Genomic DNA, 25,076 nt, shown 5'->3' on the forward strand with positions numbered 1-25,076 from the left:
GGAGACGGTGACGGCGGGGCGGTCCTCAAGGGACCGCCCCGACCGGCTACAATGGAGGTTGCGAAGGGGAGTAGCTCCACCGCCGCGCGGTTCACGCGCACTGGGCGTGGAGGCCTGTCGACACACTGGCCAGCGTTAGCGGCCCGGCAGTCCACCTGAGCGCAGGGCAGGTACCGCCTGTTCCGCTGCGCCCGGGCGAGCGAGACCTTCGGTCAGTTGATGGTTAACTGACCGGAGATCATCGAACCGTCTCCGGTCCGACTCAGGAGCAGCGTGACAACGAGCCCCGATCCAGCCGGCCCCGACCCTATGGACGCCCACCCCGACGGCAAGGCATCGCCGTCGAAATCCGACATCCGGCTGTGGCGCCGCTATCTTGCCGACGAACGCGCCGAAGCCGCCATCTACCGCGATCTGGCAAGGCGCCGCGAGGGCGAGGAACGCGAGATCCTGCTGGCCCTGGCCGACGCCGAGGGCCGGCACGAAAAACACTGGCGCGATCTGCTGGGCAAGCATGCCGGACAAAGGCTGCGGCCCTCGTTGCGCCGGACGGTGCTGCGGTTCCTGGCCCGCAGCTTTGGCTCGGTGTTCGTGCTGGCCCTGGCGCAACGGGCCGAGAGCCGCTCCCCCTACGGCAGTGAGCCTGCGGCGACCGAGGCCATGGCCGCCGATGAACTGATTCACGAAGAGGTCATCCGCGGCCTGGCCACCCGCGGCCGAGCCCGGCTCTCCGGCAACTTCCGTGCGGCGGTCTTCGGCGCGAACGACGGACTGGTCTCGAACCTTGCCCTGATCATGGGCATCGGTGCCACCGGGGTCTCCAGTGGATTCATCCTGTTCAGCGGCTTCGCCGGCCTCCTCGCCGGCGCACTGTCCATGGGCGCCGGTGAGTACGTGTCCGTGCGCTCCCAGCGCGAGTTGCTCTCCGCCACCCGCCCCACCCAAATCACCCTGCAGGCAGCGCCGGACCTGGACCTGAACGCGAATGAACTCGTGCTCGTGTACCGTGCGCGGGGCATGACCCAAGAAGCAGCCGAACACCGTGCCGCCGAACGGATGGGCTACCTGGACTGCGACTGCGATCCGAGCCTCTCCCTGCAGCCGCCGGAAACGTACATTAACGATTATCAGGAGATCGGCACCGGCTGGAATGCCGCCCTGTCCAGTTTCCTGTTCTTCTCGAGCGGGGCGCTGATTCCGATCCTGCCCTACATCTTCGGCATGCAGGGTACCGCGGCCGTGGTAGTCGCGCTCGTGCTGGTCGGCGTGGCACTGCTTGTCACCGGCGGAATCGTGGGGCTGCTGTCCGGGGCCTCGCCGCTCAAGCGGGCCCTGCGGCAGCTGGCGATCGGCTTCGGTGCGGCGCTGGCCACCTACCTGCTGGGTTCCTTGTTCGGCACCACAGCGCTCTGACCCCGCCGGCCGCCCGTCCTGTTCACCCGCGGGCCACCGGACAGACCCCTACCGTTTGTCTCACGGCTTGGTTACCCTGAGGCAAGCGGGGCAACGATGCACCGCCGTCCGCCATGCCGAGGGGGACCATGAATTGGCCGCCGACCGAGGGCCCGGGCCATGCGCCGGGCGGGGCCCGGCCTGTGCCGGAAGCCGGGACGGGGCAGGACCCCCAGCGGGTCGCCACCGACGCCGCCGAGCCCCGGAAGCCGCAGCCCGACCAGGGGCAGGTCTGGATCAACCCGACAGCGCGGCCGGCGCGCGCTCCCGTGCAGATGCCCACACTGACACGGGTCCCGCAGGCCCCGGCCGCCCGGAGAGAACCGGACCACCGGGGCCCGTCACCGTTCGGCAAATTCATCCTGCTGGCCGCCGCTGCGTCACTGGCGGCGTGGGCCTTCATCTGGATGGCCCAACCGGGGCCCGCCCCGGCTGTGCAACCCGGCGGGGCCGCCGCCCTGAATGGGGTACCGTTCGATGCCGGCTCCACTGTCAAGGGTCCGGGCCATGGCGGCTTTCCGCCGTCGGGAGTCGACGCCGCGGACGAACCGCTGGGAGTGCCCGCACCCCTCAATGAGGAGAGCAGTTCCTACCGATTCCTGCCCTCGCCGTCCAAGCAGGACTACCTCGCCTACGACCCGTGCCGCCCGATCCGGTATGTGGTCCGCACTGCCGACTCCCCCGCGGGCAACATCGAGCTGGTCCATGAGGCGGTGGACCACGTCTCGGATGCCACCGGCCTGCAGTTCATTGACGAAGGAACCACGACCGAACGGCCCGCCGAGCGGCGCCGGTCCTACCAGCCAGAACGCTACGGCGAGCGCTGGGCGCCGGTGCTGATCGCCTGGTCGGACCCGGAGCAGAGCCCCTCCTTGGCCGGTCCGACCATCGGCTTGGGCGGCAGCGGCTGGGCATCGCGGGGCGGGGTTTCCGCTTACGTATCGGGTCAGATCGAACTGGACACCCCGCAGTTCCGCCAACTGCTGGGTGCCCCCGATGGCAAAGGCGCCGCCCGGGCGATCATCATGCACGAGCTGGGCCACCTGATCGGCCTGGACCACGTTGAGGATCCCAGCCAGCTGATGTACGCGCAGGCCTCGCACGACATCCTCACCTTTGCCGACGGCGACCTCACCGGCCTGGCGTTGCTGGGCCAGGGCGAGTGCGTGCCCGAGCTATAGAACCTCGAGGGCCTGCTCCACGGTGTCCACGAGGTGCACGGATTTCTCCATGGACCGCCCGCGCGCCAGCGCCTGCAGCAACGGCCAAGCAGGCATTTCCTCGGTCCAGTACTTGCGCCCGACCAGCACCATCGGCGCGAGCGCTTCCGGGGTGGCGTAGTAGTTTTCGCAGGCGTCCTGGAAGATTTCCTGCACCGTGCCGCCGGCGCCGGGCAGGAACACGATTCCGCCGTCGCAGCGCTGCAGCAGCACGGCCTCGCGCAGGGCGTTGCCGAAGTACTTGGCGATGTGGGTGGCAAACAGGTTCGGCGGTTCGTGCCCGTAGTGCCAGGTGGGGATGCCCAGATTCGCGACGCCGGGCCCGGCTTTGGCGAGCACGTCGGCCGCCGCGCGGGCCCAGTCGGTGACGGACGGCCGGAAGCCGGGGACCCCGGCCAGCCGGTCCAGCGCGTCGGCAAACTCGTCATCGCCGGACGCGGAGAGTCGCGCTCCCAGGTTGGCGGCCTCCATCGCGCCCGGGCCGCCGCCGGTCGCCACGGCATACCCCTCCCTGGCGAGCAGCCTGCCCAGCCGGGCGGCGCCGTCGTAAATGGTGCTGCCCCGCTCGGCAGCGTGCCCGCCCATCACCCCCACCATCCTCCGGCCGGCGAACACGGTGGAGAACAGCGCCTCCATGGCATCGCCGATGGCATGGTCGTGCAGGCTCGCCGCGAGCGTGGAGTCCAGGTCATGGCGGGTGGCGGACCGCGACGACCAGGCGTAGACCTGCGCGTCCAGCGTCCCTTCGTAGGGTCCGGTGTCCAGCCCGCTGTAGAGCTCGGCGGCGGTGTAAACCTGGCCGCGGTACGGGTCGAACGGGACGCCGGGCAGCGTGGGGAAGATCAGCGCGCCGTTGCGGTGAAGCCAGTCCTCGGTGGCGGCCTCGAACGTGCACCCAAGGAACACCGAGCCGGCCGGGTCCATGCTGAGCAGGGCCTCCGTGCGGCCGCTGAGATCCACCGATTGGAAGTGCCAGCCGTTCATCGACGGCGGTCCCCCGTCCGTCGCCGAATGCCGGTCGGGTCGCGGCCCGCGGTCTGGCCTCAGGCCGGCCGGTCCCCCGCCTGGCTGTGGTTCGCCGGATGGCCTCGCATGGCGTCCGCCGTCGCCCGCTGCCCCGGCTCGAGGAGCCTGGGCGACGAGCCGGTCGAAGTGCTCGAGCGACTCAATCTCGACGACGCGCGGTTCCTTGTGCAGTGCCGCTGACGCTCCCATGCAGCCAGCATAACCGTCGACTCGAAGCTGCCCGCGGTGGTCCGGGCGCTACCTGTTGCTGGCTTCGGTTTGGCGCAGGTCCGTGTTCGCCGGCGGGTTGCCCTCGGTCGCGGAGGTGATCGCGAGATTCCCCTCCGAGGCCGCCTCGGCCAGGACGTCCGGCTCCAGCGAGGTGGCCAACGGCTTTTCCACCACGAACATGCACAGCACGGTGGCGGCAATGGCCATCGGCACCATGAACAGGAACAGCGGCATCAGGGCTTCGTTGTAGGACTCGACAATAACGTCGTGTACCGGTGCGGGCAGGCCGGCGACCATGTCCGGCGTCAGCGAGTTCCCGCCTCCGGTGGCCGCGACGGCGGCTGCCGGCAGGCGGTCATTGAGGAGGTTGACCAGGCGGTGGGCGAACAGGCTTCCCACGACGGCCGAGCCGAGCGTGGCGCCGATCTGGCGGAAGAAGTTGTTGGCCGCCGTCGCCGTGCCCACCTGCCGCAGCGGGAAGGAGTTCTGCACGATCAGCACCAGGATCTGCATGTTCAGGCCCAGGCCAAGGCCCAGCAGGCCCAGATAAACGCAGAGCACCCAGACGGGCGTGTCCGCGCGCACGAAGTACATCAGCAGCAGGGCCACAGCCATCACCGCCGAACCGGCCACCGGCATCCACTTGTAACGGCCGGTCCTTGAGACCAGGATTCCGGAGGTCATGGACGACGCGAGCAGCGCGGCCATCATGGGAATCATCAGCATCCCGGCCGCCGTCGCCGACACGCCGGCAGCCATCTGGAAGTAGGTGGGCATGTAGCCGAGGGCCCCGAACATGGCCACGGAGATCAGCAGTCCCGCGATGGTGGTCATAATGAAGTTGCGGTCACGGAACATGGACATGGGAATGATGGGTTCGGCGGTCTTGCGCTCCACCAGCACGAACCCGACGGCGGCCAGCACGGTGCCTGCAATGAGGGCGATGAGCACCGGGTCGGACCAGGCGAAGGTGCTGCCGCCCCAGCTGCTCACCAGGACCAGGCCGGTGGTCGCGGCCGCCATCAGCAGCATGCCCCAGAGGTCGAGCTTCGGCCGCACCTTGACGGGACGGGACTTCAGGAAGAACAGCGCGCCAATCAAGGCCAAGACGCCCACGGGAAGGTTGAACCAGAAGGCCCAGCGCCAGCCCGGTCCCTCGGTGAACCAGCCGCCCAGCAGCGGTCCGACCACGGAGGAGAACGCAAAGACTCCGCCCATGGCGCCCATGTACTTGCCGCGTTCGCGGGCGGGAACCACATCGGCAATGATGGCCTGCGACAGGATCATCAGTCCGCCGCCGCCCAGCCCCTGCACCACACGGGAAGCAATGAGCCAGCCCATGTCCGGCGCCAGGGCGCCGATGACCGAGCCGATCAGGAACATAATGATCGCCGCGACCAGCAGGTATTTGCGGCCGATCTGGTCGCCCAGCTTGCCGTAGATGGGCATCATGACCGTGGCGGCCAGGATGTAGGCGGTGATCACCCAGAGCATCAGGTTGGCGCCGTTGAGCTCGCCCACGATGGTGGGCAGTGCGGTGGCCAGGATGGTCTGGTTCAGGGCGGCCAGCAACATGGCCATCATCAGCGCAACGAATACCAGCAGCAGGTTGCCATGGCTGTGGCCATGGTGCTCCGGCCGGGACGTCGCGGATGCCGGTGGGCGCTGTAGCGCCTGTCGGCTTTCGTTGTTCATTCGGATTCCTTCAGAACTGCGCGCAGCAAGGCCAGGCTGTGTTCCAGGGCCTCGGTCTGCGATTCCAGGGTGGGTTGGGACATGGTTTTTTGCATGGCAAAGCGGATTGCTGCGCCTGCCGTCATGACCAGCATGCGGGCGGCGTCTTCGGCGGTGTACTGCCCGCCGACGGGATGGGCGGCCAGGATTCGTTCAGCGTCCGCGAGCCGGTCGGAGCCGGCGAGCAGTTCGGAGACTGCGGTGGTGACCAATTGCTCCACCTTGACGATGTACTGGACGCGGCGGTGCAGCAGGTGCGGGTGCTTGCGCAGGATCAGGTGGCGGGTGGCATCGTCTCCGCCGTGGATGGAGCGGGTGACCGCCAGCATCAACTTGCCGACTTCGTCCAGCAGATTGGCGTGGACGTCGAATTCGGCCAGCATGGCATCGTCAAGCACCGGCTCGCGGAGGCCCAGCACCGCGTCTTCTTTGCACGTGAAGTAGTTGAAGAAGGTGCGCGGGGAAACTCCGGCGGAGACCGCCACCGCATCCACGGTGACGGCCTCGATTCCGTCTTCCAGAGCCGCTTCCGCCGCGGCGTCATGCAGGGCGGCCCAGCACTCGGCCCGCTTGCGCTCACGCAGGGAATTTAGTTGACTCACCGAACCAGTGTGCCAGCGCTCCCGCTCTTTGCACAAGTGCAAACATTCATTCCTGCAAGAATTTGAGCAACGTCACACCGGCAAACGAAGGAGAGGATCGGTGGCATCCGTGGCAGCTCAGCGGTAAGAAACCAACCAACCGCGCGCTCCTACCGCAGCACCACGGTGCGGTTGCCGTGCAGGATGACCCGGCCCTCGCAGTGCCACTTGACCGCGTTGGTCAGGGCCTTGCACTCGGTGTCGCGGCCGGCGGCGACCAGGTCCTCCGGCCCGAAGGTGTGGTCGACTTCCACCGTCTGCTGGGCGATGATCGGGCCTTCGTCGAGTTCGGCGTTGACGTAGTGCGCGGTGGCCCCCACGGTTTTCACTCCTTTTTCGTAGGCCTGGTGATAGGGCTTGGCCCCCTTGAAGCTGGGCAGGAAGGAGTGATGGATGTTGATGGTGCGCCCGGTCAGCTCGCGGCTCAGGTGGTCGCTGAGGACCTGCATGTAGCGGGCCAGCACTACCAGCTCCACGTTGTGGGCATCGATCAGTTGCAGCAGCTCGGCCTCGGCGGCCGGTTTCGTGTCCGGCGTGACCGGCACGTGGTAATACGGGACCTCATGCCATTCCACCAGCCCCTTGTGGTCCAGATGGTTGGACACGACGGCGACAATCTCCACCGGCAGCTCCCCCATCCGGGAGCGGAAGAGCAGGTCGTTCAGGCAGTGCCCGAACTTCGACACCATGACCAGCACCCGCCGCCTGCGGCCCTTGGGCTCCAGCTGCCACGCCATGCCGTACTGCTCGGCCAACGGCGCAAACGCCTCGCGCAGCCGCTCCGTGGAGTTGGTTCCGCCGTTCTCCCCGGCGAAGTCGGTGCGCATGAAGAAATGCCCGGCCCGCCGGTCGTCGAACTGCTTGAGCTCCTGGATGCTCTGGCGGTGCTCGACCAGGAAACCCGAGACCGCGTGGACGATCCCGAGCCGCTCCGGGCAGTCGAGGGTCAGGATGTGCTCGTGGTGGATCGGCATGGTTGCTACCCCGTTTCGGTCTGGCTTTTCGCGCGGCGGTCTCGTCGGGACTGCCGTGCGACTTACGGTTCAGCGCTGGCTGTTCAGCGCTGGCTGTTCAGCGCTGGCTGTTCAGCGCTGGCTGTTCAGCGCTGGCTGTTCAGCATTCGACGACGTTGACGGCCAGGCCGCCGCGCGACGTCTCCTTGTACTTGGACATCATGTCCGCGCCGGTCTCCCGCATGGTCTTGATGGCCATGTCCAGGGACACCCGGTGGTCGCCGTCGCCGGCCAATGCCAGCCGGGCGGCGTTGATCGCCTTGACGCTGGCAATGGCGTTGCGTTCGATGCAGGGAATCTGCACCAGGCCGCCCACCGGATCACAGGTCAGGCCCAAATTGTGCTCGATTCCGACCTCGGCGGCGTTTTCCACCTGCTCCGGTGTCCCGCTGAGCACCGCGCACAGTGCACCGGCCGCCATCGAGCAAGCTGACCCGACTTCGCCCTGGCAGCCGACCTCGGCCCCGGAAATCGAGGCGTTGGTCTTGAACAGGATGCCGATGGCTGCCGCTGTGAGCAGAAAATCCACCACCGCGTCGTCGTCCGCGCCGGGCACGAACCTGGTGTAGTAGTGCAGCACGGCGGGCAGGATCCCGGCCGCCCCGTTGGTGGGGGCCGTGACGATCCGCCCGCCGGAGGCGTTTTCCTCGTTGACCGCCAGCGCGTACAGGTTGACCCATTCCATCGCCCACAGCGGGTCGGCGTTGGGCGTGCCGTCCGCTGCCCGTGCCTCCTCGGCGGCACGCAGCCTGCGCCGCAGCCCCGGGGCACGCCGGCGGACCAGCAGCGACCCGGGCAGGGTCTCCTCGGTGCGGGTGCAGCCGTTTTCCACACACTCCTGCATCACCGCCCAGATCCGCAGGAGGTCCGCCCGCAGTTCGGCTTCGCTGCGCCAGGTGAGTTCGTTGGCCAGCATCACGCCGGCTATCGACGTTCCGGCCTCGCGGCAGCGGGCGAGCAGTTCCGCGGCACTGGAGAACGGGTACGGGAGCCGTTCCCCGTCCCCGGCAGAGCTCGCCGCACCGGCGTCGCGCGCGGTGGCGCCGCCGTCGCGCTCCCCTGCGCCGGCGTCGCGCGCAGCCTCTTCCGCCGCACGTTCAGCCTCCTCGGCCGTCACCACGAACCCGCCGCCCACCGAGTAATAGGAGGATGCGCGCAGCGGTGAGCCACCGGCGTCGTACGCGGTGAAGGTCATCCCGTTCGGGTGCGCCGGCAACGAGCGGCGGCGGTGCAGCACCACGTCCGACGCCAGGTCGAACTCCACCGGGTGCGTGCCGGCGAGGCTCAGCTTCCGCGCGGCCGCCGCCTCCTGCACCTGCGCGTCTGCGGCATCCGGATCAACGGTCTCCGGGTCCTCGCCCTGCAGGCCCAGGATCACGGCCTTGTCCGACCCGTGGCCGGCCCCGGTGGCACCGAGCGAGCCGAACAGCTCCGACTTCACCCGGGCCACCGACTCCAGCAGCCCGTCGCCGGCCAGCGACGCGGCAAACTGCCGGGCGGCCCGCATGGGGCCCACCGTGTGAGACGACGACGGCCCGATGCCGATCGAAAACAGGTCCAGCGCGCTCAGTGCCATCTCAGTCCACCTCGGGCGCGGCGAACTCCGTCATGGCGTCCAGCAGCCAGCGGGCGGTGTAGTCCGCGAACGAGGCCCGCGGCATGATCCGGTAGACCTGGCCGCCGTCGTGGTCCGCGGTCTGCCACAGCAGCACCGGCACCGGGCCCAGCTGGGTGGTGATCGCCGTGCCCGGACCGAACGCCCGCGGGTGCAGGTCCGCGTGGCAGCCCTTCTCCAGCACCAGCCGGGCCGAGGGTCCGGAAAGTTCCAGCGTGGTGCGGTTCGCGGACAGGTCGACGACGGCGCCCGGCTCACCGCCGAGCGCGGCGGTCAGGTCCGCCGTGGCGTCCGTGCCTTCGGGCCCGACCAGCAGGAACTCGTCCGGCCCCAGCCACAGGATGGCCGTCGAGTTCGCGCTTCCGGAAACCTGGCCGTGGCCGGCCGGCAACGGCAGCCCGGCGGCGGCCTCCAGCGCCTTGGCGCCGGCCGATCCGGGCTCGGCCCGCAGGGCGACCATGTTCAGGAACGGGATTTCACGCAGGCTTACGCCGCGTTCGCCGGCCACGGCGCCCTGGCTGATTGCCTCGGTCAGGTGCGCCAGCGGGCTGCGGCGCAGTGCTTCGATGTTGGTCAAGACCTGTTCAGCCATCACGACGGCTCCCTTCGGGGTCGTAGAGTACGGGTTCTGCGATGACGACGTCCACCAGCTGCCCGTTGACGGGTGCCTGCAGCGTCTCGCCGATGCGGTTGCGGCCGTTTTTGATCAGGGCCAGGCCGAAGCTGCGGCCCAGCGCGGCGCTGTGGTAGCTGGAGGTCACATGCCCCTCCATCGGCACCGGGGCCTCGGCCGGCGCGATGCGGGTGCCCTGGTTGACCAGCTGCGCGCCCTCGGGGAGGCGGAACGACTTGTCCGCCGGCAGGACCCCGACCAGCTGCTTGCGGTCCTCGCGCAGGTTGTCGGCACGGGTGTAGGAGCGCTTGCCCACGAAGTCCTTGGCCTTGGAGACCACCCAGTCCATCCCGGCGTCCTGCGGGGTGACCGTGCCGTCCGTGTCCTGGCCGACGATGATGAAGCCCTTCTCGGCGCGCAGCACGTGCATGGTCTCGGTGCCGTACGGGGTGATGTTGAACTCCGCGCCGGCTTCGGCCACGTCTTCCCAGACCTTCAGGCCGTACCAGGAGGACACATTGATCTCGAACGCCAGCTCGCCGGAGAACGAGATCCGGCAAATGCGGGCCGGGATGCCGGAGGCCAGCGTGGTCTCCCGGAACGCCATGAAGGGGAAGGCGTCGTTGTCCAGGTCCAGCTCGGGCGCCAGCTTGGCGATGACCGCGCGTGACTTCGGCCCCACGACGGCGACGGTGGTGTACTGCTCGGTGACCGAGTTGCACACGACGTCCAGCTCCGGCCATTCCGTCTGCAGCCACTCCTCCAGCCAGTCCAGCACCTTGGCGGCACCGCCGGTGGTGGTCGTCATGAAGTAGCGGTCCTCGTCCAGGCGCAGCGTCACGCCGTCGTCGAAGATCATGCCGTCCGGGGTGCACATCAGCCCGTAGCGGCCCAGGCCGGGCTTCAGTTTCTTGAACGCGTTGGTGTACATCCGGTTCAGGAATTCGCCGGCGTCCTTGCCGCGGATCTCGATCTTGCCCAGGGTGGTCGCGTCCATGAAGCCGACGGATTCGCGGACGGCGGCGCATTCGCGCAGCACCGCGGCGTCCATGTCCTCGCCCGGCTGCGGGAAGTACCAGGGCCGCTTCCACTGCCCGACGTCCTCGAACAGCGCGCCGTGGGCGACGTGCCAGGGGTGGATCGAGGTCAGCCGCGCCGGGTCGAAGAGCTCCCCGCGCTGCCGGCCCGCCAGTGCGGCGAATGCCACCGGCGTGTAGGGGGCGCGGTAGGCGGTGGTGCCGATGCTGCCGACGTCCGGGTTGTTCAGTGCCGCGGCGATGACGCCGATGGCGTTGACGCCGGAGGTCTTGCCCTGGTCGTTGGCGGTGCTGATCGACGTGTAGCGCTTCACATGTTCCACGCTGCGCATTCCGGCGCCGGTCGAACGCAGCACGTCGGCGACCGTCTGGTCGCGTTGGAAGTCGACGAAGTGGTTCTTCCAGCCGGCGGCCTCGCCGTCGAGGGCGGGAACCAGCCACAGCGGCCGGATCGGGGAGACCGTTTCGGCGGCGGCCGCGGGGACCTGCGGATCCACGCCGAAGCCGGCACGGGTGGCCGCTTCAGCGCCGGCGGCGGCGCCTTCCCGCAGGCTGCCGGCCAGATCCAGGGTTCCGTTGCAGGCGCCGGCGGTCTGCTGGTCCTTGACCGCGTGGCCGGGCACGAAGGCCGCCAGCTCGTCGTTCCAGGACAGGCGGCGTTCGCGCTGACTGTGCAGGTGCACCACCGGGCTCCAGCCGCCGGAGACGGCCAGCAGGTCCGTCTCGATGGTCTCCGGTTCCCCGGTCAGCTGCCCCTCGTCATCCAGACCGCTGACGACGACGGCGCTGATCCGTCCGCCGTCGTTCCGGCCTTCGGTGTCCACCACGGCACTGCCCGTGATCAGGCGGGTGCCGGCCGCGCGGACCGTCTCGGCCGCGGCGCCGCCGATCTCGGTGCGCGCCTCCACCACGGCGGCGACGGCGATGCCGGCCGCGGACAAGTCGGCGACCAGTTGGTACGCCGAGTCGTTGTTGGTGGCGACGACCACTTGGTTGCCGGCGGCCACCGCGTACCGGTTGAGGTAGCTGCGGACGGCGGAGGCCAGCATGATGCCGGGGCGGTCGTTGTTCGCGAAGACGATGGGACGTTCGTGCGCACCGGTGGCGAGCACCACCTGCTTGGCGCGGAGGTGCCAGATGCGCTCGCGGGAGACGCCGGCTCCCAGCTCGCCGGCCAAATGGTCGGTGCGGCGCTGGACGGCGACGATGAAGTTGCTGTCGTAGCTGCCGAATGCCGTGGTGCGGGCCAGGTAGGTGAGCTCTTCGGCAGCTGACAACTCGGCGGCGGTCCGGTCCACCCACTCCTGCGCGGGCAGGCCGTCGATGGTCTCGCCGCGGCCCGACAGCAGGGAGCCGCCGGCCTCCAGCTGCTCGTCCATCAGGATCACGCGCGCACCGCTCCTGGCTGCCTCTCGCGCCGCGGCCAGGCCGGCCGGGCCGGCGCCGACCACCAGCACATCGGTATGCACGTACTTGCGGTCGTAGACGGCCTCGTCAGTGCGCGGATCCAGCTGGCCCAGGCCGCTCAGCAGCCTGGCGTCCATGCCGTCCGTCAGCTCCAGGGCCGTCGCCGGCAGCATGGACTCGTCAACGTGCCCGGCGTAGCGGGCACTGACCTTGACCAGTGCGTTGGGCTCTTCCACGCCGGCCGACATGATGCCGCGCGGCCGGCCGAGATAGAGCGAGTCGCCCACCGTGACCTTCCCGGCCGCGAGCAGCGCGGAGGCCAGCGTGTCCCCGGCGTAGCCGGTGTAGGTGTCGCCGTCGAGCGTGAAGTTCAGCGGCTTGTTTCGGTCGATCCGGGCAGCGGCGGGGGCGGCAAGCCGCTGGGACTGGTTGGCGATGTTGCCGGTGGCGGTCATTTCGCTCCTCCTTCGGCCGGCTGGGCCTTGGCACCCGCGAGGCTGCCGAGTTCGATCGGTGGTTTCTCGCCGGGCTTGTACACGGCTTTGAATTCGTAGCTGACGGTGTCGCGCACCGCGTTGAACCAGCGCCTGCAGCCGGTGCTGTGCACCCAGCGTTCGGCGAACAGGCCCTTGGGATTGGCGCGGTAGAAGAGGAACTTCGCCCATTCGGCGTCGCTCAGCTGGTTCGGGTCCGCCGGGTAGGCGACGTGGGCCTGGCCGCCGTAGTGGTATTCGGTCTCGTCGCGCGGCCCGCACCAGGGGCATTCGATCAGAAGCATCTCGGTCTTCCTTCCTAGTGGGCCACGGCGGCGGCGCCGTGTTCGTCGATGAGGTGTCCGGTCTCGAACCGGTCCAAGGCAAACGGGGCGTTCAGCGGGTGCGGTTCGTCCGTGGCGATGGTGTGGGCGAAGGTGTAGCCGGCGCCCGGCGTGCCCTTGAAGCCGCCGGTGCCCCAACCGCAGTTCACGTAGAGCTGGTCGATCGGCGTCTTGGACACGATGGGCGAGGCGTCCATCGTGGTGTCGACAATGCCGCCCCAGGTCCGCAGCACGTGGGCGCGGGCGAAGATCGGGAAGAGCTCTACGGCGGCCGCCATCTGTTCCTCGATGACGTGGAAGGCGCCGCGCTGGCCGTAGCCGTTGTAGGTGTCGATGCCCGCGCCCATGACCAGTTCGCCCTTGTGTGCCTGGGAGACGTAGACGTGGACGTGGTTGGACATGACCACCGTGGGGTGGACCGGCTCGTGCAGCTCGGAGACGAGCGCCTGCAGCGGGTGCGACTGGATGGGCAGTTCGAAGCCGGCCAGTTCGGCAAGCACCGAGCTGTGTCCCGCGCCGGCCAGGCCGACCTTGCCGGCGTTGATCCGGCCGCGGCTGGTGTCGACGCCGACCACACGGTCGCCGTCCTTGAGGAATCCGGTGACCTCGCAGTTCTGGATGATGTCCACGCCCATCTCGTCGCACTTGCGGGCGAAGGCCCAGGCCACGTGGTCGTGCTTGGCGATGCCGGCGCGGGGCTGGTAGGTGGCCCCCATGACCGGGTAGCGGATGTCGTCCCCGGTGTTGATGATGGGGCACAGTTCCTTGATCTGGTCCGGGGTGATCCACTCGGCATCCACGCCGTTGAGCTGGTTGGCGTTCACCCGGCGGATGCTCTCGCGCACGTCCTGCAGGGTGTGCGCCAGGTTCATCACGCCGCGCTGGGAGAAGAGGAAATCGTATTCGAGTTCCTCCGGCAGCTGCTCCCAGAGTTTGAGCGAGTGCTCGTAGATTCCCGCGCTCTCGTCCCAGAGGTAGTTGGAGCGGATGATCGTGGTGTTGCGGGCCATGTTGCCGCCGGCCAGCCAGCCGCGTTCCAGCACCGCGATGTTGGTCATGCCGTGGTTTTTGGCCAGGTAGTAGGCGGTGGCCAGGCCGTGGCCGCCGCCGCCGACGATCACGGCGTCGTATGAGGATTTCGGCTCCGGATTCCGCCAGAGGAAGTCCGGGTGCTCGGGCAGCAGATCGGCCATTATTCGGCTCCGTTCGGCTCGGCGTTCAGGTTGGGGTAGAGCGGGAACTTCTCCGCCAGCAGGGCCACGCGGCCGCGGAGCTCGGTGAGCAGCTCCTCGTCCGGTGCACGGGTCAGGGCGGCGGCAATGATGTCTGCCACCTCGGTGAATTCGGCGGCGCCAAAGCCGCGGGTGGCCAAGGCAGGGGTGCCGATCCGCAGGCCGGAGGAAACCATCGGCGGGCGCGGATCGAACGGGACCGCGTTGCGGTTGACGGTGATGCCGATGGAGTGCAGCCGGTCCTCGGCCTGCTGGCCGTCCAGTTCCGAGTTGCGCAGGTCCACCAGGACCAGGTGCACGTCCGTGCCGCCGCTGACCAGGCTGATGCCGGCGGCCGCCACGTCGTCGGCCAGCAGCCGCTGGGCCAGCAGCCGCGCGCCCTCGAGGGTCCGCTGCTGGCGGTCCGCGAACTCGTCGGAGGCGGCAAACTTGAAGGCCACCGCCTTGGCGGCCACCACGTGTTCGAGCGGGCCGCCCTGCTGGCCGGGGAACACCGCGGAGTTGATCTTTTTGGCCAGCTCCTGCCTGGACAGGATCACGCCGCCGCGCGGGCCGCCGAGCGTCTTGTGCGTGGTGGTGGTGACGACGTCGGCGTACGGCACCGGGTTCGGGTGCAGTCCGGCGGCCACCAGGCCGGCGAAGTGCGCCATGTCCACCATCAGGTACGCGCCGACCTTGTCGGCGATGCGGCGGAACTCCGCGAAGTCCAGCTGGCGGGTGTAGGCGGACCAGCCGGCCACGATCAGCTTGGGCTTGTGCTCGACGGCGAGGCGCTCCACCTCTGCCATGTCGATCCGGTGGTCGGACTCCGAGACCCCGTAGGGCACGACGTTGTAGAGCTTGCCGGAGAAGTTGATCTTCATGCCGTGGGTCAGGTGCCCGCCGTGTGCCAGGTTCAGGCCCAGGATGGTGTCACCCGGGGTCAGCAGCGCGAACATGGCCGCGGCGTTGGCCTGGGCACCCGAGTGGGGCTGGACGTTGGCGGCTTCCGCGCCGAACAGTGCCTTGACCCGGTCGATGGCCAGCTGCTCAATCACGTCCACGTGCTCGCAGCCGCCGTAGTAGCGCCGGCCCGGGTAGCCCTCGGCGTACTTGTTCGTCAGCACCGACCCTTGGGCCTCCATCACCGCGGTGGGGGCGAAGTTTTCCGACGCGATCATCTCCAGCGTGGACTGCTGGCGTTCCAGCTCCCGCGCAATGGCACCGGCCACCTCGGGATCGGCCGCAGCCAATCCGGTTGTCAGCGTGTTCACCATCCGACTTCTCCTTCGAAGAACGTGATCAATCACAACTAATGTGTGACTGATATATCAGAACTGATTGCAATAGTATGGGGGAGATCACACCCCGTCAAGAGGTTCCTTCCGGCATCCAGTTTTCGGCCGGCAGGACCCCGACCAGGTCAGCGGACCATTAGGAGCATCATGAGCATCACCGCGGAAACCGATGCCGGGACCGAGCACCTGTCGCTGGCCGAGCAGGCCTACCGGGCGCTGCGGGACAAGCTGATCATGTTGGATATCCGCCCTGGCGCGCCCATCAATGACGGGCAGCTGGCGGCGGAACTCGGCTTCGGCCGCACCCCGGTGCGCGAGGCCCTGAAGAAACTGGAGATCGATCACCTGGTCATCTCCTATCCGCGCCGCGGGACCTTCGCGACCATCGTGGACATCACCGAGCTGGCCGCCGTGTCGGAACTGCGCCGCGTGCTGGAACCCCTGGCGGCCCGCAAGGCAGCGGAGTCGGCCGGGGAGGCCATGCGCGCAGAACTGTCGCAGCTGGCGCGGGACATCGGAAAGCTCGACGACGCTCGGCCCGCCAAACACGACCTGATGCGTTACGACCTCAGCGTGCACCGCGCCATCTATCGCGCCGCGGGCAATCCCTACCTCGAGGACACCCTGATCAGGCTGGACAACCTGGCCACCCGCATCTGGTGCCTCGTGCTGGATAAGGTGCCGTCCGTCGCCGGCCACATCACCGAGCACGTGGAACTGCTGGACTCAATTGTCGACGGCGACGCGGACCACGCTGCCGGCCTGGCCCTCGAGCACATCACCGGCTTCGAAAAGGCCATCCGCGCGGTGTTGTAGCGCGGGGAAGGTGTCTTTGGCGGAACGTTCAGCCGCCGATTTCGGCGGGCGAGGGGTTCTTGGCCAGGCGGACCGCCAGGTTGAGCCCGGACATCTTGGGCGTGCCCCGGGGGTCTTCGCCGATGAGATCGAAAATCTTGCGCAGCCGCTTATGCAGCGTTTGGCGTTCCACGAACAGGATCCGCGCAGTCTCTGCGGAATTGCAGCCGCTCATGAGCCAGGCGTCGAGGGTGTCCAGCAGCCGCGTCCCCCGCTTCCGGTCGTAGTCCAACAGCTCGCCGAGCAGTTCCTGGGTGATTCGTCCGGCGACCGGTCCGGAGAGCTCGCGGGCCGCCAGCCGCTCCAGGACAAAGTCCTCGCAGTCGCGGATGTTGCTTTCCAGGTCGTCCGGGGGCCCCACCGCTTGGGTCAGCCTGGCCTCGACCAGGGACGAGTGGGCGTGCAACGGCGTGGCAACCGTCGGCCCGATCGCACCCGCCACCGCCAGGCCGCGGAAGTCCTCACGCAATCCGGCCAGGATTTCCCGCCGCTCCTGGCGCGTGCCGCTGATGCTGAGCTGGACCAGGGCGCACAGGCTCTCGCCGTCCAGATAGGTCCGGGCGTCGGGACACCGGTTTTTGAGGATCCTTTCGGCCACTCCGCGCACGCTGGTCAGCCCAATCCGGCGAAACACCATGACGAAGGCCGGTTGCACTGTCGAGAGGCCCGCGGCGGTGCACAACTCGTGGATTTGGGAGGCGCCGGCGCCGCTGATAACGGCCCGCATCAGGGCGGTGTGGGCAATCTGCTGCGCCGTCGGCCTGTGCTGCTGCGACACGGCGAGCGCCAGAATGCCGCCGATCCGCTCCCCCACCGTCTTCAGCAGCTCCGGGGCAACATCCCGGCGGCTTTGCAGCCGCAGGCGCGCCGACACCAGGCTGCCAACGAAAATGTCCGATTCCACATTCACGGAGGTGGGGTCGGGCGGGAAGCCGCCGGCGAACTCCAAGACGGTCCCGCTGGGGTCCAGCAGCGCCGCCTCGATCCGCAGCGACTGCGAGACAATCTCGATCAGGGGGCTCAGTGCCGGACCGGAAGAAGCCAGGTGTTCCGCCAAGCGCTGCGAGATGGAATCGGCGGTTTGCAGGGCCGTGACATGTTCAGACACGACTTTCCGATTGACTTCTTCCGCAATCTCCACGAACGGGACCACGCGCCGCAGCTCGATCAGCGGCAGCCCCACCTCTTCGGCTGCCTCCACAAGCTCGGCCGAGAGGGAGCGGCCGGAGCCTGCGGTCTGGATCGCCAAGGCCGTCACGTGCCGGGCCGCCAGGCTGCGGATGTACTCGTGTTGTGCGGCGGGCCGGAGGTTCAACAAGGCGTCCCCGCCGCTCAGCAGCAGCTCCTGGCCGCGCAGCAGCGGCGCTATTTCCAAAACTTCGCTCGAATGCACCCATCTGACCTTGCCGCCGGGAATCTGGCTTTTGCCGGCCCGGACCAACGGACTGGCGCGCTGCATCAGTTCAAGCCCAAGCACATCCGACAACATCACGACCATGGATAATCCCGCCTCTGAGCAGCCCGACCGGCGTAGGGGGGACAGTCCGTCACCCTCCGTGCACCTAAGTGGTTACGGTCCGACTATACGCTGTGAGCTGCATCACCTCCTAGTCTGGGTGAAGTCCTGCTCCGCCTCGCGTTGCAAATCGTCAGGAGACCCGCCATGAGCCAGAGATCCGCCACGAAATCCGAACAGGCCACCCAACACGTAGAAGACATCCTGCAGCCGGTTCCCGAATCGGCCCGTACCACCAAGCTGTCCGGCCAGTTCTGGATCTGGGCCGGCGCCAACGTCGCCCCGATCAACTGGATCCTGGGTGCCCTGGGCATCCACCTCGGATTGAGCCTGGCCGATACGCTCACCGTGCTCATTGCCGGCAACGTCATCGGCATGCTTGGCTTCGGCTTCTTCGTAATCCTCGGGCAGCGCACCGGAGCTACCGGCATGTTGCTGGCCCGCGGAGCGTTCGGCCGCAGGGGCGCCTACCTACCCGCAGCCATCCAGGCCGTGATCGCCATCGGATGGTCCGCCGTCAACACGTGGGTCATCCTGGACCTGATCATGGCGCTGTTCGGAATGATCGGCTGGGTTGATCCTGCGGCCACCAACTTGGGGTGGCGCATCGGCACGGCTGCCGTCATCATGTCGATCCAGGTGGCCATTTGCTACCGCGGCTACCGCGCCATTTCCCGCTTCGAGCGGATCACCATGCCGCCCACCGTCCTGGTCCTCATTGCCATGTCGATCGTGGCCTGGACGCAGCTGGACATCGACTGGAGCTACCAGGGACCCGTGGGCGAGGTTCTCACCGGCATGCCGCGGATCGCTGCCATGTCCTCGATCATGACCGCCATCGGCATCGGCTGGGGCATCGGCTGGTTTACCTACGCTCCCGATTACTCCCGCTTCGTGAGCAAGAAGATCCGGCCCGCAAAGCTTTATGTCGTCAGCGTCCTCGGGCAGTTCCTCCCGGTGGTCTGGCTCGGCGTCCTGGGCGCCAGCCTGGCGACAAAGAACGGCACGGCCGATCCCGGCCAGCTGATCGTGGAAAGCTACGGAGCGTTCGCCATTCCGGTGATCCTGCTGGTCATCCACGGACCCATCGCAACCAACATCATCAACATGTACACGTTCGGCGTCGCCACACAGGCCCTGGACATCCAGATCTCCCGCAAGAAGCTGTCCATCGTCGTCGGTGGCCTCGCAATGGCGGCGGTCATCGGTTTCATGTTCGCGACTGACTTTGCCCACATGCTGCACAACTGGATCATCGCGATCGCAGCGTGGGTCGCGACCTGGGGCGGGATCATGGCCGTTCATTACTTCGTGTTTGAGCGCCACCATAAGAACTTCAGCTACCTCTTCCGCTCGCCGTCCGACACCCAGCTCAAGGCCTTCAACCCGGCGGCTTTCATCGCCTTCTTCGCCGGCATCTTCATGACCTGGATGTGCATGTACGGCTCGGTTCCGGTCCTCCAGGGACCCATCGCGACCGCTGTCGGAGGCATCGATTTCTCCTGGCTGGGCGGGACCATCACCTCGGCCACGGTGTACTTCCTGCTCGGATACTCCCGGTTCCGCTCTCGGATTGCCGCCGGCATTCCGCTCGGCCTGAAGCAGGACAGCTCCGACGAGGAATTCCTGAAGGACCACGGCGACTGCGAAACAGCGTTGGTCGAGGCCGACCATCCCGCAGGCTCCGTTGCCGCGCTGGCACCGGAGGCCCCGGATGCCCCGGAGGACCGCACCCCCGCACCCACGGCCTAGCCGGCGGACCGACGCATCAACATGCGTGGCCGCACCAACCTCAAAGCCACCTTTCCCGCACACAGAAACACCATGAAGGAGATCCAATGACCATCGCCCCCGCCTCCCCCTCCGCCAACAGCGTGTCCGAGCTCGAGCGCCTGAAGGTCCTGCACAACGGTGAGAAGCAGCAGCTGACCTTCTCCGATGCGGAATTCGAACGCCGCCTGGCCGGGCTGCGGCAGATTATGGCCGCCAAGGAGCTCGACGCGGTCATCCTGACCAGCTACCACGGCATCAAGTACTACTCGGACTTCCTGTACACGACGTTTGGCCGCAACTACGCCCTGGTCGTCACCGCAGACGACTCGGTCACGGTCACCGCCAACATCGACGCCGGAATGCCATGGCGCACCAGCTACGGCGAGAACATCGTCTACACGGACTGGAAGCGAGACAACTTCTACTTCGGCCTCCAGGAAGCCCTGCGCCAGCGCGGCGTCAGCGCACGCCGCCTCGGTGTCGAGGACGATGCCCTGCCGTTGATGACCCGCCAGCGCATCCAGGCCGCCTTCGACGGCGCCGAACTGCTCGACGTCTCGCAGGACGCGATGCGCCAGCGGATGATTAAGTCGGCCGAGGAAATCGAGGTCATCAAGCACGGTGCACGGATCGGCGACCTGGGCGGCGAGGCCATCAAGGCGGCCATCCGGGAAGGCATCAGCGAGTACGAAGTGGCACTGATCGGCACCGAGGCCATGGTCCACGAGATTGCCCGCACCTTCCCGCACCGCGAAGTCCGTGACACCTGGGTCTGGTTCCAGTCCGGCATCAACACCGACGGTGCGCACAACTGGGCCACCACCCGCAAGCTGCAGCGCGGGGACATCCTGTCCCTGAACTGCTTCCCGATGACCTCCGGTTACTACACCGCGCTGGAACGGACCCTGTTCCTGGGCGAGCCGGACGAACGCTCGCTCGAGCTGTGGAACATCAACGTAGAGGTGCACCGCCGCGGGCTGGAACTGATCAAGCCCGGCGCCGTCTGCAAGGACATCGCCGCCGAGCTGAACGAGATCTACATCGGCCACGGGCTGCTGGCGAACCGCACGTTCGGGTACGGCCACTCGTTCGGCGTCCTCTCGCATTACTACGGACGCGAGGCAGGCCTGGAACTGCGCGAGGACATCGACACCGTCCTGGAACCGGGCATGGTCGTTTCCATGGAGCCGATGATCACCGTCGCCGACGGCGAACCCGGTGCCGGCGGCTACCGCGAACACGACATCCTCGTCATCGGCGAAGACAGCGTGGAAAACATCACCAAGTTCGGTTTCGGTCCCGAGAACAACATCATCCAGGCCTGACAGACCTGCCGGGGCGGGGCCGTCCGGTCCCGCCCCGGCAGCACCATCTGCAATCCACCGCCCATCGCCAATGGGCCGCACAACGATCGTTTGGAGCAAGCATGACTGCCAGCGTGTACATGGAAGAACTCGACGCCTTTACCTATCGGGAACGCATCGCCGAAGACAACGCCGTCGTGCTGATCCCGGTCGGCTCCATTGAGCAGCACGGACCGCATATGCCGCTCAACGTGGATGTTCTCCTGTCTACGGCGTTGGCCGGTGCGACGGCGTCATCCATCGGCGGTGTTGTCGCCGCTCCCGTCGTCTACGGGTACAAGTCCCAGCAACGTTCCGGGGGCGGCAACCACCTCCCCGGCACCACCAGCCTCGACGCGGCGACGGTCATTTCCATCGCTAAAACGCTGACCTTGGAATTCGCCCGGCATGGCGCGCGGAACATCGCCTTCATCAACGGCCATTTCGAGAACTACCAGTTCCTGTACGAAGGCGTCGACCTGGCGCTCCGCGAACTGCACCAAAGCGGCGTCCAGGACGTCAAGGTAGTGCTGCTCTCCTACTGGGACTTCGTTGACGAGCGGACCATCACCGAGCTGTACCCGGACGGCTTCACCGGCTGGGACCTGGAGCACGGCGGCGTGCTGGAAACCTCGCTCATGCTGCACCTCTACCCGGAGCGCGTCCGCATGGACAAGGTCGTCGACGCTCCCCCCGCCGTCCTGCCGAACTACGATGTCCTGCCCGTCAACCCCGAACTGACACCGGCCTCCGGCTGCCTTTCCTCCGCGGCCGAGGCGACCGCCGGCAAGGGCAGAATCCTGCTCGAACGGGCATCGGCCGGCATGGCGGCAGCCCTGTCCCGCGAATTCACCCCTGCCGTGGCGCAGGCACTCGCCGCCGACCCTGAAGCCGTCGCGGCAATGTAGGACCAGCTTCGCCGTGCGGGTCCACCCCGCCCTGCCGCAATGAGATTATGGTCCTATGGCCGATCCTGAAGAGCTCGACGACGAGGCGTCGCCGGAGAACCTGAACCGCGGCGTGCAGTCTGTGGACCGCGCCATCACCGTGCTCGAGATCCTGGCCCGCCGTGGCGCCGCCGGCGTCAGCGACATCGCCGAGGAAATGGGCGTGCACAAGTCCACCGCGTCGCGGCTGCTGGCATCCCTGGACCAGCGCGGCATGGTGCAGCAGAACAGCGAGCGCGGCAAATACCAGCTCGGCTTTAGCATCCTGCGGCTCGCGAACTCGATCCCGGGGAACCTGAGCCTGGTGCGCGAGGCACGGCCCGTGCTGGAACGACTGGCGGAACAGTACAAGGAAACCGTGAACCTGGCAGTCCTGCGTTCCAACTATGCCGTCAACGTGGACCAGGCGCGGGGCACCTCCACTCTGGCGATGTCCGACTGGATCGGCAGTCTGACGCCCCTCCACGCCACGTCCAGCGGTAAGGTCCTGCTGGCGGGGCTCACCTCCGAAGACCGGCTCAAGATCGTGAAGCAAACCCGGTTGCCGGCGCAGACCGCGAACACGATCACCTCCCGGCAGAAACTGGAAAAGGAGCTGCTCCAGGTCTCCGCCCAGGGCTACGCCGTCGTCAAGGAAGAATTCGAGATCGGCCTGAATTCCATTGCTGTTCCGGTATGGGACCACCTGGGAACCGTTATCGGATCCGTCAGCATTTCGGGCCCGGCCTTCCGGTTCAAGCCCGAGCAGATTGACGGGCTGGTCGAGGACATCAAGCAGGCCGGGCAGGACATCAGCGCCCGGATGGGCTACTCCCGGGACAGCTGACCGCCGCCGGCTACCCAATGACGACGTTGGCGCCCGGCTGTCATTTGACGACGGCGGCGGCGGGCTCTCCGGCCAGTCGGGCCGTGACCCACTCGTGGAACGCGCTGATGTGGTGTTCGCTGGGAACCAGCACGCCGCCGTTGGCGTAGATCTTGGAGCCCATCGCCGGCTGGCAGCGTTCGCACGCGTCGAAGTCCTGCTGGTTCACCCGGTGAAAGAGCTCGACGGAGGCCGTGAGGTCCTTTCCGGCTTCCACCACGCCGGGCATGTACAGCCAGTCGCACTCCACCACTGTCCGGTCCGCGGCCAACGGAAACATCCGGTGAATGATCACGTGGTCCGGCACCAGGTTCAGGAAGACCGTGGGTCTGATGGTCACCGCGTAATAGCGCCGGTCCTGGTCGTCGGCGATGCCCGGAATCCGTTCCAGGCCTTCCGACCCATCCACCGTGAAGCCCTTGACGTCCTCGCCGAATTCGGCGCCGTGGCCCACAAAATACTGCGCGGCCAGTCCATCGGCGAACTCCGGCAGCACTTCCGTCAACTCCGGATGGATGGTCGCGCAGTGATAGCACTCCATGAAGTTCTCGATAATCAGCTTCCAGTTGGCCTTCACGTCGTACCTGATCCGCCGGCCCAGGCTGAGGTTGGCGATGTCGTAGCCGTCGATCGCGCCGGCGTCGCCCAGGCGCTCTTCGATCGCCCCCACCACGTCGTCGTCGAACGACGGCGGTTCCTCCGCGAGGCACAACCACACGTAACCCAGGTATTCGCGCACCGGAACATCCACCAACCCGTACTTATGCCGGTCGATATCGGGCATCTTGGTGAGATTGGGCGCCGCGATGAGCTTGCCATCGAAGTCGTATGTCCAGGCGTGGTAGGGACATTGGAACGAACGTCCCGCCTCACCGCTCTCTTCCATGCAAAGTTTGACGCCGCGGTGCCGGCAGATGTTGTAGTACGCACGGACGGTGCCTTTGCGGTTGCGGGTCACGATGACCGATTCGCGGCCAACCTGCACCGTCCGGTAGGCGCCGGCTTTGTCAAGGTCGGCGGACCTGACCGCACAGAACCACATCTGCTCGAAGATGCGTTCCTGCTCGGCCCGAAAGACGTCGTCGTCAACATAGGTATGGCCGGGCAGGGTGGCGATCAGGCTATCCGAAACCATTTCGGCGGTCATGCGAACTCCTTTGAACAGAACTGGCAGCGGGAGAATCGGTGCGTTGCTCAGGATGCGGCGGCGAATTCGGCTGAAAGTACGCCCAGGTGCCGTTCGGCTTCCCGGTTGAGGAATTTGCGCCACCTGGTGAACTGGCGGACCTGGTTGACACCCAGCACGGCAACGGGGTCGGCTCCGGCGTAGTAGACGGCGAGGAAGCTGTTGTCTTCGAGGCAGCCGTGTTCAATTTCAACCCGGTCGTGGCCGTGCACGTGGCCGGCAAACTGAATGCGCGAGCCGTATTGGTCGGACCAGAAATAGGGCGGATTGACCGGCGGCAGGGTCGCGGTGTCCTGCAACAGCGCTGCCACTGCAACGGCAGGTTGCTCCAAGGCCCCGGTCCAGTGCTCAACCCGCTGGTGCGCCCCTGCCCGCGGGTTCCACCAGGCCGCGCAGTCCCCGACGGCCACCACCGAGGAGACGCTGGTGCGGCCCGCCGAGTCGCAGAGCACGCCGTTGCCCAACTCTATTCCGGAGCCGAGCAGCCAGTCGGTGTTCGGTTGCCCGCCGATGCCCACCAAGACGATGTCGGCGGGAAGTTCCCGCCCGTCGTCGAGCACCACGTGGCTGACGTTTCCGCCGCTGGTGCGGAAGGACCGGACAGATGTGCCGCACAGCATCTCCACCCCGCCGGCCAAGTGCAGCCCGGCGACGGCCGCACCCATCTCGACGCCCAGGGCGCCGGACAGTGGGGCAGGAGACCGCTCCACCACGGTGACGTCGAGGCCCGCGTCACGGGCGGTCGAAGCGGTCTCGGCGCCGATGAAGCCTGCCCCGATCACCACCATTTTCCGGCCGGGAAGCAGATGACCGCGCAGCGCACGGGCATCGTCCAACGTGCGGAGGGTGAAAACGTTCGCGCAGCCATCGACTTCGGGGAGTACCCGGGCGGAGGACCCGGTGGCCAGGACCAGTCCGTCCGCGGCGAGGCTCCGTCCGTCGCTGAGCGACACGGTCATCGACTCCGGGTCGAGGCCTATGGCCGTCACACCCAAAATCCATTCCGCGGCCAACTCGTCGTCCCCGTCGACTAATGCCAGGTCCGCCTCCGAGACCCGGCCCGCCAGGAAGTCCTTGGACAGCGGCGGACGGTCGTAGGGCGGATGCACTTCCGCTCCAACGACGATCAGGCGGCCGGCAAAACCTTGGTTCCGTGCCGCCCGGGCCGCAGAAAGCCCGGACAGCGAAGCTCCGATGACAACAAGGGTCTGCATGGATAGGGCCTTTCACAGCATGAGGGTTCACGTTTTCCGAACAAGCAGCGCCTGACGCAACACGACGCGCTATGTGAAACAGC

At 67.3% G+C, this 25,076-nt stretch carries 20 protein-coding genes; 7 read left to right on the top strand and 13 right to left on the bottom strand.

Annotation, left to right across the window (positions count from 1 at the left end):
• Nucleotides 1–309 precede the first annotated feature (309 nt).
• Both AC5RVV_RS12620 and AC5RVV_RS12625 read left to right on the top strand, forming a co-directional pair.
• Nucleotides 310–1,413 (top strand): VIT1/CCC1 transporter family protein, encoded by a 1,104-nt coding sequence (locus tag AC5RVV_RS12620; RefSeq protein WP_494001883.1) that lies wholly within the window; start codon nucleotides 310–312, stop codon nucleotides 1,411–1,413.
• 128 nt (nucleotides 1,414–1,541) lie between these two features.
• Nucleotides 1,542–2,633 (top strand): matrixin family metalloprotease, encoded by a 1,092-nt coding sequence (locus AC5RVV_RS12625; RefSeq protein WP_494001730.1) that lies wholly within the window; start codon nucleotides 1,542–1,544, stop codon nucleotides 2,631–2,633.
• On the opposite strand, the gene AC5RVV_RS12630 is transcribed toward AC5RVV_RS12625, so the two are convergent.
• The 10 genes from AC5RVV_RS12630 to glyA form a co-directional block, all read right to left on the bottom strand.
• Complete coding sequence (locus tag AC5RVV_RS12630) at nucleotides 2,628–3,887, bottom strand: LOG family protein (protein ID WP_494001731.1); 1,260 nt, start codon at nucleotides 3,885–3,887, stop codon at nucleotides 2,628–2,630. The two genes, AC5RVV_RS12625 and AC5RVV_RS12630, sit on opposite strands and share 6 nt — an antisense overlap.
• Nucleotides 3,888–3,935: 48 nt before the next feature.
• Nucleotides 3,936–5,603: an MDR family MFS transporter gene (locus tag AC5RVV_RS12635; RefSeq protein ID WP_494001732.1), complete on the bottom strand. Its 1,668-nt coding sequence runs from the start codon at nucleotides 5,601–5,603 to the stop codon at nucleotides 3,936–3,938.
• Nucleotides 5,600–6,244, bottom strand: a complete 645-nt coding sequence (locus AC5RVV_RS12640) for a TetR/AcrR family transcriptional regulator (RefSeq protein WP_494001733.1) — start codon at nucleotides 6,242–6,244, stop codon at nucleotides 5,600–5,602. Before AC5RVV_RS12640 ends, AC5RVV_RS12635 begins: the two co-directional genes overlap by 4 nt.
• Nucleotides 6,245–6,393: 149 nt before the next feature.
• Complete coding sequence (gene purU / locus AC5RVV_RS12645; protein WP_494001734.1) at nucleotides 6,394–7,257, bottom strand: formyltetrahydrofolate deformylase; 864 nt, start codon at nucleotides 7,255–7,257, stop codon at nucleotides 6,394–6,396.
• Nucleotides 7,258–7,396: 139 nt separating this feature from the next.
• Complete coding sequence (locus AC5RVV_RS12650; RefSeq protein ID WP_494001735.1) at nucleotides 7,397–8,872, bottom strand: L-serine ammonia-lyase; 1,476 nt, start codon at nucleotides 8,870–8,872, stop codon at nucleotides 7,397–7,399.
• Between the two features lies 1 nt (nucleotide 8,873).
• On the bottom strand, nucleotides 8,874–9,503 hold the full coding sequence (locus tag AC5RVV_RS12655) for a sarcosine oxidase subunit gamma (RefSeq protein WP_494001736.1): 630 nt from the start codon (nucleotides 9,501–9,503) through the stop codon (nucleotides 8,874–8,876).
• Nucleotides 9,496–12,405, bottom strand: a complete 2,910-nt coding sequence (locus tag AC5RVV_RS12660) for a sarcosine oxidase subunit alpha family protein (protein ID WP_494001884.1) — start codon at nucleotides 12,403–12,405, stop codon at nucleotides 9,496–9,498. Before AC5RVV_RS12660 ends, AC5RVV_RS12655 begins: the two co-directional genes overlap by 8 nt.
• Nucleotides 12,406–12,419: 14 nt before the next feature.
• Complete coding sequence (locus AC5RVV_RS12665) at nucleotides 12,420–12,746, bottom strand: sarcosine oxidase subunit delta (RefSeq protein ID WP_494001737.1); 327 nt, start codon at nucleotides 12,744–12,746, stop codon at nucleotides 12,420–12,422.
• A 14-nt stretch (nucleotides 12,747–12,760) separates the two neighbouring features.
• Nucleotides 12,761–13,978 (bottom strand): sarcosine oxidase subunit beta family protein, encoded by a 1,218-nt coding sequence (locus tag AC5RVV_RS12670; RefSeq protein WP_494001738.1) that lies wholly within the window; start codon nucleotides 13,976–13,978, stop codon nucleotides 12,761–12,763.
• On the bottom strand, nucleotides 13,978–15,273 hold the full coding sequence (gene glyA / locus AC5RVV_RS12675; protein WP_494001739.1) for a serine hydroxymethyltransferase: 1,296 nt from the start codon (nucleotides 15,271–15,273) through the stop codon (nucleotides 13,978–13,980). Before glyA ends, AC5RVV_RS12670 begins: the two co-directional genes overlap by 1 nt.
• Before the next feature lie 168 nt (nucleotides 15,274–15,441).
• Here glyA and AC5RVV_RS12680 point away from each other — a divergent pair, with 168 nt between their 5' ends.
• Nucleotides 15,442–16,110 carry a GntR family transcriptional regulator gene (locus tag AC5RVV_RS12680; protein WP_494001740.1) on the top strand — a complete coding sequence of 223 codons (669 nt, stop codon included), beginning with the start codon at nucleotides 15,442–15,444 and terminating at the stop codon, nucleotides 16,108–16,110.
• Nucleotides 16,111–16,138: 28 nt separating this feature from the next.
• Here the strand turns inward: AC5RVV_RS12680 and AC5RVV_RS12685 are convergent, their stop codons facing one another.
• A complete protein-coding gene (locus AC5RVV_RS12685; protein ID WP_494001741.1) occupies nucleotides 16,139–17,647 on the bottom strand; it encodes a PucR family transcriptional regulator in 1,509 nt (502 codons plus the stop codon).
• A gap of 165 nt (nucleotides 17,648–17,812) precedes the next feature.
• On the opposite strand from AC5RVV_RS12685, the gene AC5RVV_RS12690 reads away from it, so the two are divergent.
• The 4 genes from AC5RVV_RS12690 to AC5RVV_RS12705 all read left to right on the top strand — a co-directional run bounded on the left by AC5RVV_RS12690 (nucleotide 17,813) and on the right by AC5RVV_RS12705 (nucleotide 22,554).
• A complete protein-coding gene (locus tag AC5RVV_RS12690; RefSeq protein ID WP_494001742.1) occupies nucleotides 17,813–19,417 on the top strand; it encodes a purine-cytosine permease family protein in 1,605 nt (534 codons plus the stop codon).
• Nucleotides 19,418–19,503: 86 nt separating this feature from the next.
• Nucleotides 19,504–20,763 (top strand): M24 family metallopeptidase, encoded by a 1,260-nt coding sequence (locus AC5RVV_RS12695; protein ID WP_494001743.1) that lies wholly within the window; start codon nucleotides 19,504–19,506, stop codon nucleotides 20,761–20,763.
• A gap of 101 nt (nucleotides 20,764–20,864) precedes the next feature.
• Nucleotides 20,865–21,689, top strand: coding sequence for a creatininase (locus AC5RVV_RS12700; RefSeq protein ID WP_494001744.1), 825 nt, complete (start codon nucleotides 20,865–20,867; stop codon nucleotides 21,687–21,689).
• A 55-nt stretch (nucleotides 21,690–21,744) separates the two neighbouring features.
• Nucleotides 21,745–22,554 (top strand): IclR family transcriptional regulator, encoded by an 810-nt coding sequence (locus AC5RVV_RS12705; protein WP_494001745.1) that lies wholly within the window; start codon nucleotides 21,745–21,747, stop codon nucleotides 22,552–22,554.
• Between the two features lie 40 nt (nucleotides 22,555–22,594).
• On the opposite strand, the gene AC5RVV_RS12710 is transcribed toward AC5RVV_RS12705, so the two are convergent.
• Entirely contained in the window at nucleotides 22,595–23,740 is a 1,146-nt protein-coding gene (locus AC5RVV_RS12710; RefSeq protein ID WP_494001746.1) for an aromatic ring-hydroxylating oxygenase subunit alpha, read from the bottom strand.
• A gap of 47 nt (nucleotides 23,741–23,787) precedes the next feature.
• A complete protein-coding gene (locus tag AC5RVV_RS12715) occupies nucleotides 23,788–24,993 on the bottom strand; it encodes an NAD(P)/FAD-dependent oxidoreductase (RefSeq protein ID WP_494001747.1) in 1,206 nt (401 codons plus the stop codon).
• Nucleotides 24,994–25,076 lie beyond the last annotated feature (83 nt).

This window comes from Arthrobacter sp. MDT2-34-1, assembly GCF_059091365.1.

What these genes read in the sequence shown, in the direction of transcription:
- AC5RVV_RS12620 (WP_494001883.1), top strand. Translation starts at nt 310, where the DNA reads ATGGACGCCCACCCCGACGGCAAGGCATCGCCGTCGAAATCCGACATC.
- AC5RVV_RS12625 (WP_494001730.1), top strand. Translation starts at nt 1,542, where the DNA reads ATGAATTGGCCGCCGACCGAGGGCCCGGGCCATGCGCCGGGCGGGGCC.
- AC5RVV_RS12630 (WP_494001731.1), bottom strand. Translation starts at nt 3,887, where the DNA reads ATGGGAGCGTCAGCGGCACTGCACAAGGAACCGCGCGTCGTCGAGATT.
- AC5RVV_RS12635 (WP_494001732.1), bottom strand. Translation starts at nt 5,603, where the DNA reads ATGAACAACGAAAGCCGACAGGCGCTACAGCGCCCACCGGCATCCGCG.
- purU (WP_494001734.1), bottom strand. Translation starts at nt 7,257, where the DNA reads ATGCCGATCCACCACGAGCACATCCTGACCCTCGACTGCCCGGAGCGG.
- AC5RVV_RS12650 (WP_494001735.1), bottom strand. Translation starts at nt 8,872, where the DNA reads ATGGCACTGAGCGCGCTGGACCTGTTTTCGATCGGCATCGGGCCGTCG.
- AC5RVV_RS12655 (WP_494001736.1), bottom strand. Translation starts at nt 9,503, where the DNA reads ATGGCTGAACAGGTCTTGACCAACATCGAAGCACTGCGCCGCAGCCCG.
- AC5RVV_RS12665 (WP_494001737.1), bottom strand. Translation starts at nt 12,746, where the DNA reads ATGCTTCTGATCGAATGCCCCTGGTGCGGGCCGCGCGACGAGACCGAA.
- AC5RVV_RS12670 (WP_494001738.1), bottom strand. Translation starts at nt 13,978, where the DNA reads ATGGCCGATCTGCTGCCCGAGCACCCGGACTTCCTCTGGCGGAATCCG.
- glyA (WP_494001739.1), bottom strand. Translation starts at nt 15,273, where the DNA reads ATGGTGAACACGCTGACAACCGGATTGGCTGCGGCCGATCCCGAGGTG.
- AC5RVV_RS12680 (WP_494001740.1), top strand. Translation starts at nt 15,442, where the DNA reads ATGAGCATCACCGCGGAAACCGATGCCGGGACCGAGCACCTGTCGCTG.
- AC5RVV_RS12685 (WP_494001741.1), bottom strand. Translation starts at nt 17,647, where the DNA reads ATGGTCGTGATGTTGTCGGATGTGCTTGGGCTTGAACTGATGCAGCGC.
- AC5RVV_RS12690 (WP_494001742.1), top strand. Translation starts at nt 17,813, where the DNA reads ATGAGCCAGAGATCCGCCACGAAATCCGAACAGGCCACCCAACACGTA.
- AC5RVV_RS12695 (WP_494001743.1), top strand. Translation starts at nt 19,504, where the DNA reads ATGACCATCGCCCCCGCCTCCCCCTCCGCCAACAGCGTGTCCGAGCTC.
- AC5RVV_RS12700 (WP_494001744.1), top strand. Translation starts at nt 20,865, where the DNA reads ATGACTGCCAGCGTGTACATGGAAGAACTCGACGCCTTTACCTATCGG.
- AC5RVV_RS12705 (WP_494001745.1), top strand. Translation starts at nt 21,745, where the DNA reads ATGGCCGATCCTGAAGAGCTCGACGACGAGGCGTCGCCGGAGAACCTG.
- AC5RVV_RS12710 (WP_494001746.1), bottom strand. Translation starts at nt 23,740, where the DNA reads ATGACCGCCGAAATGGTTTCGGATAGCCTGATCGCCACCCTGCCCGGC.
- AC5RVV_RS12715 (WP_494001747.1), bottom strand. Translation starts at nt 24,993, where the DNA reads ATGCAGACCCTTGTTGTCATCGGAGCTTCGCTGTCCGGGCTTTCTGCG.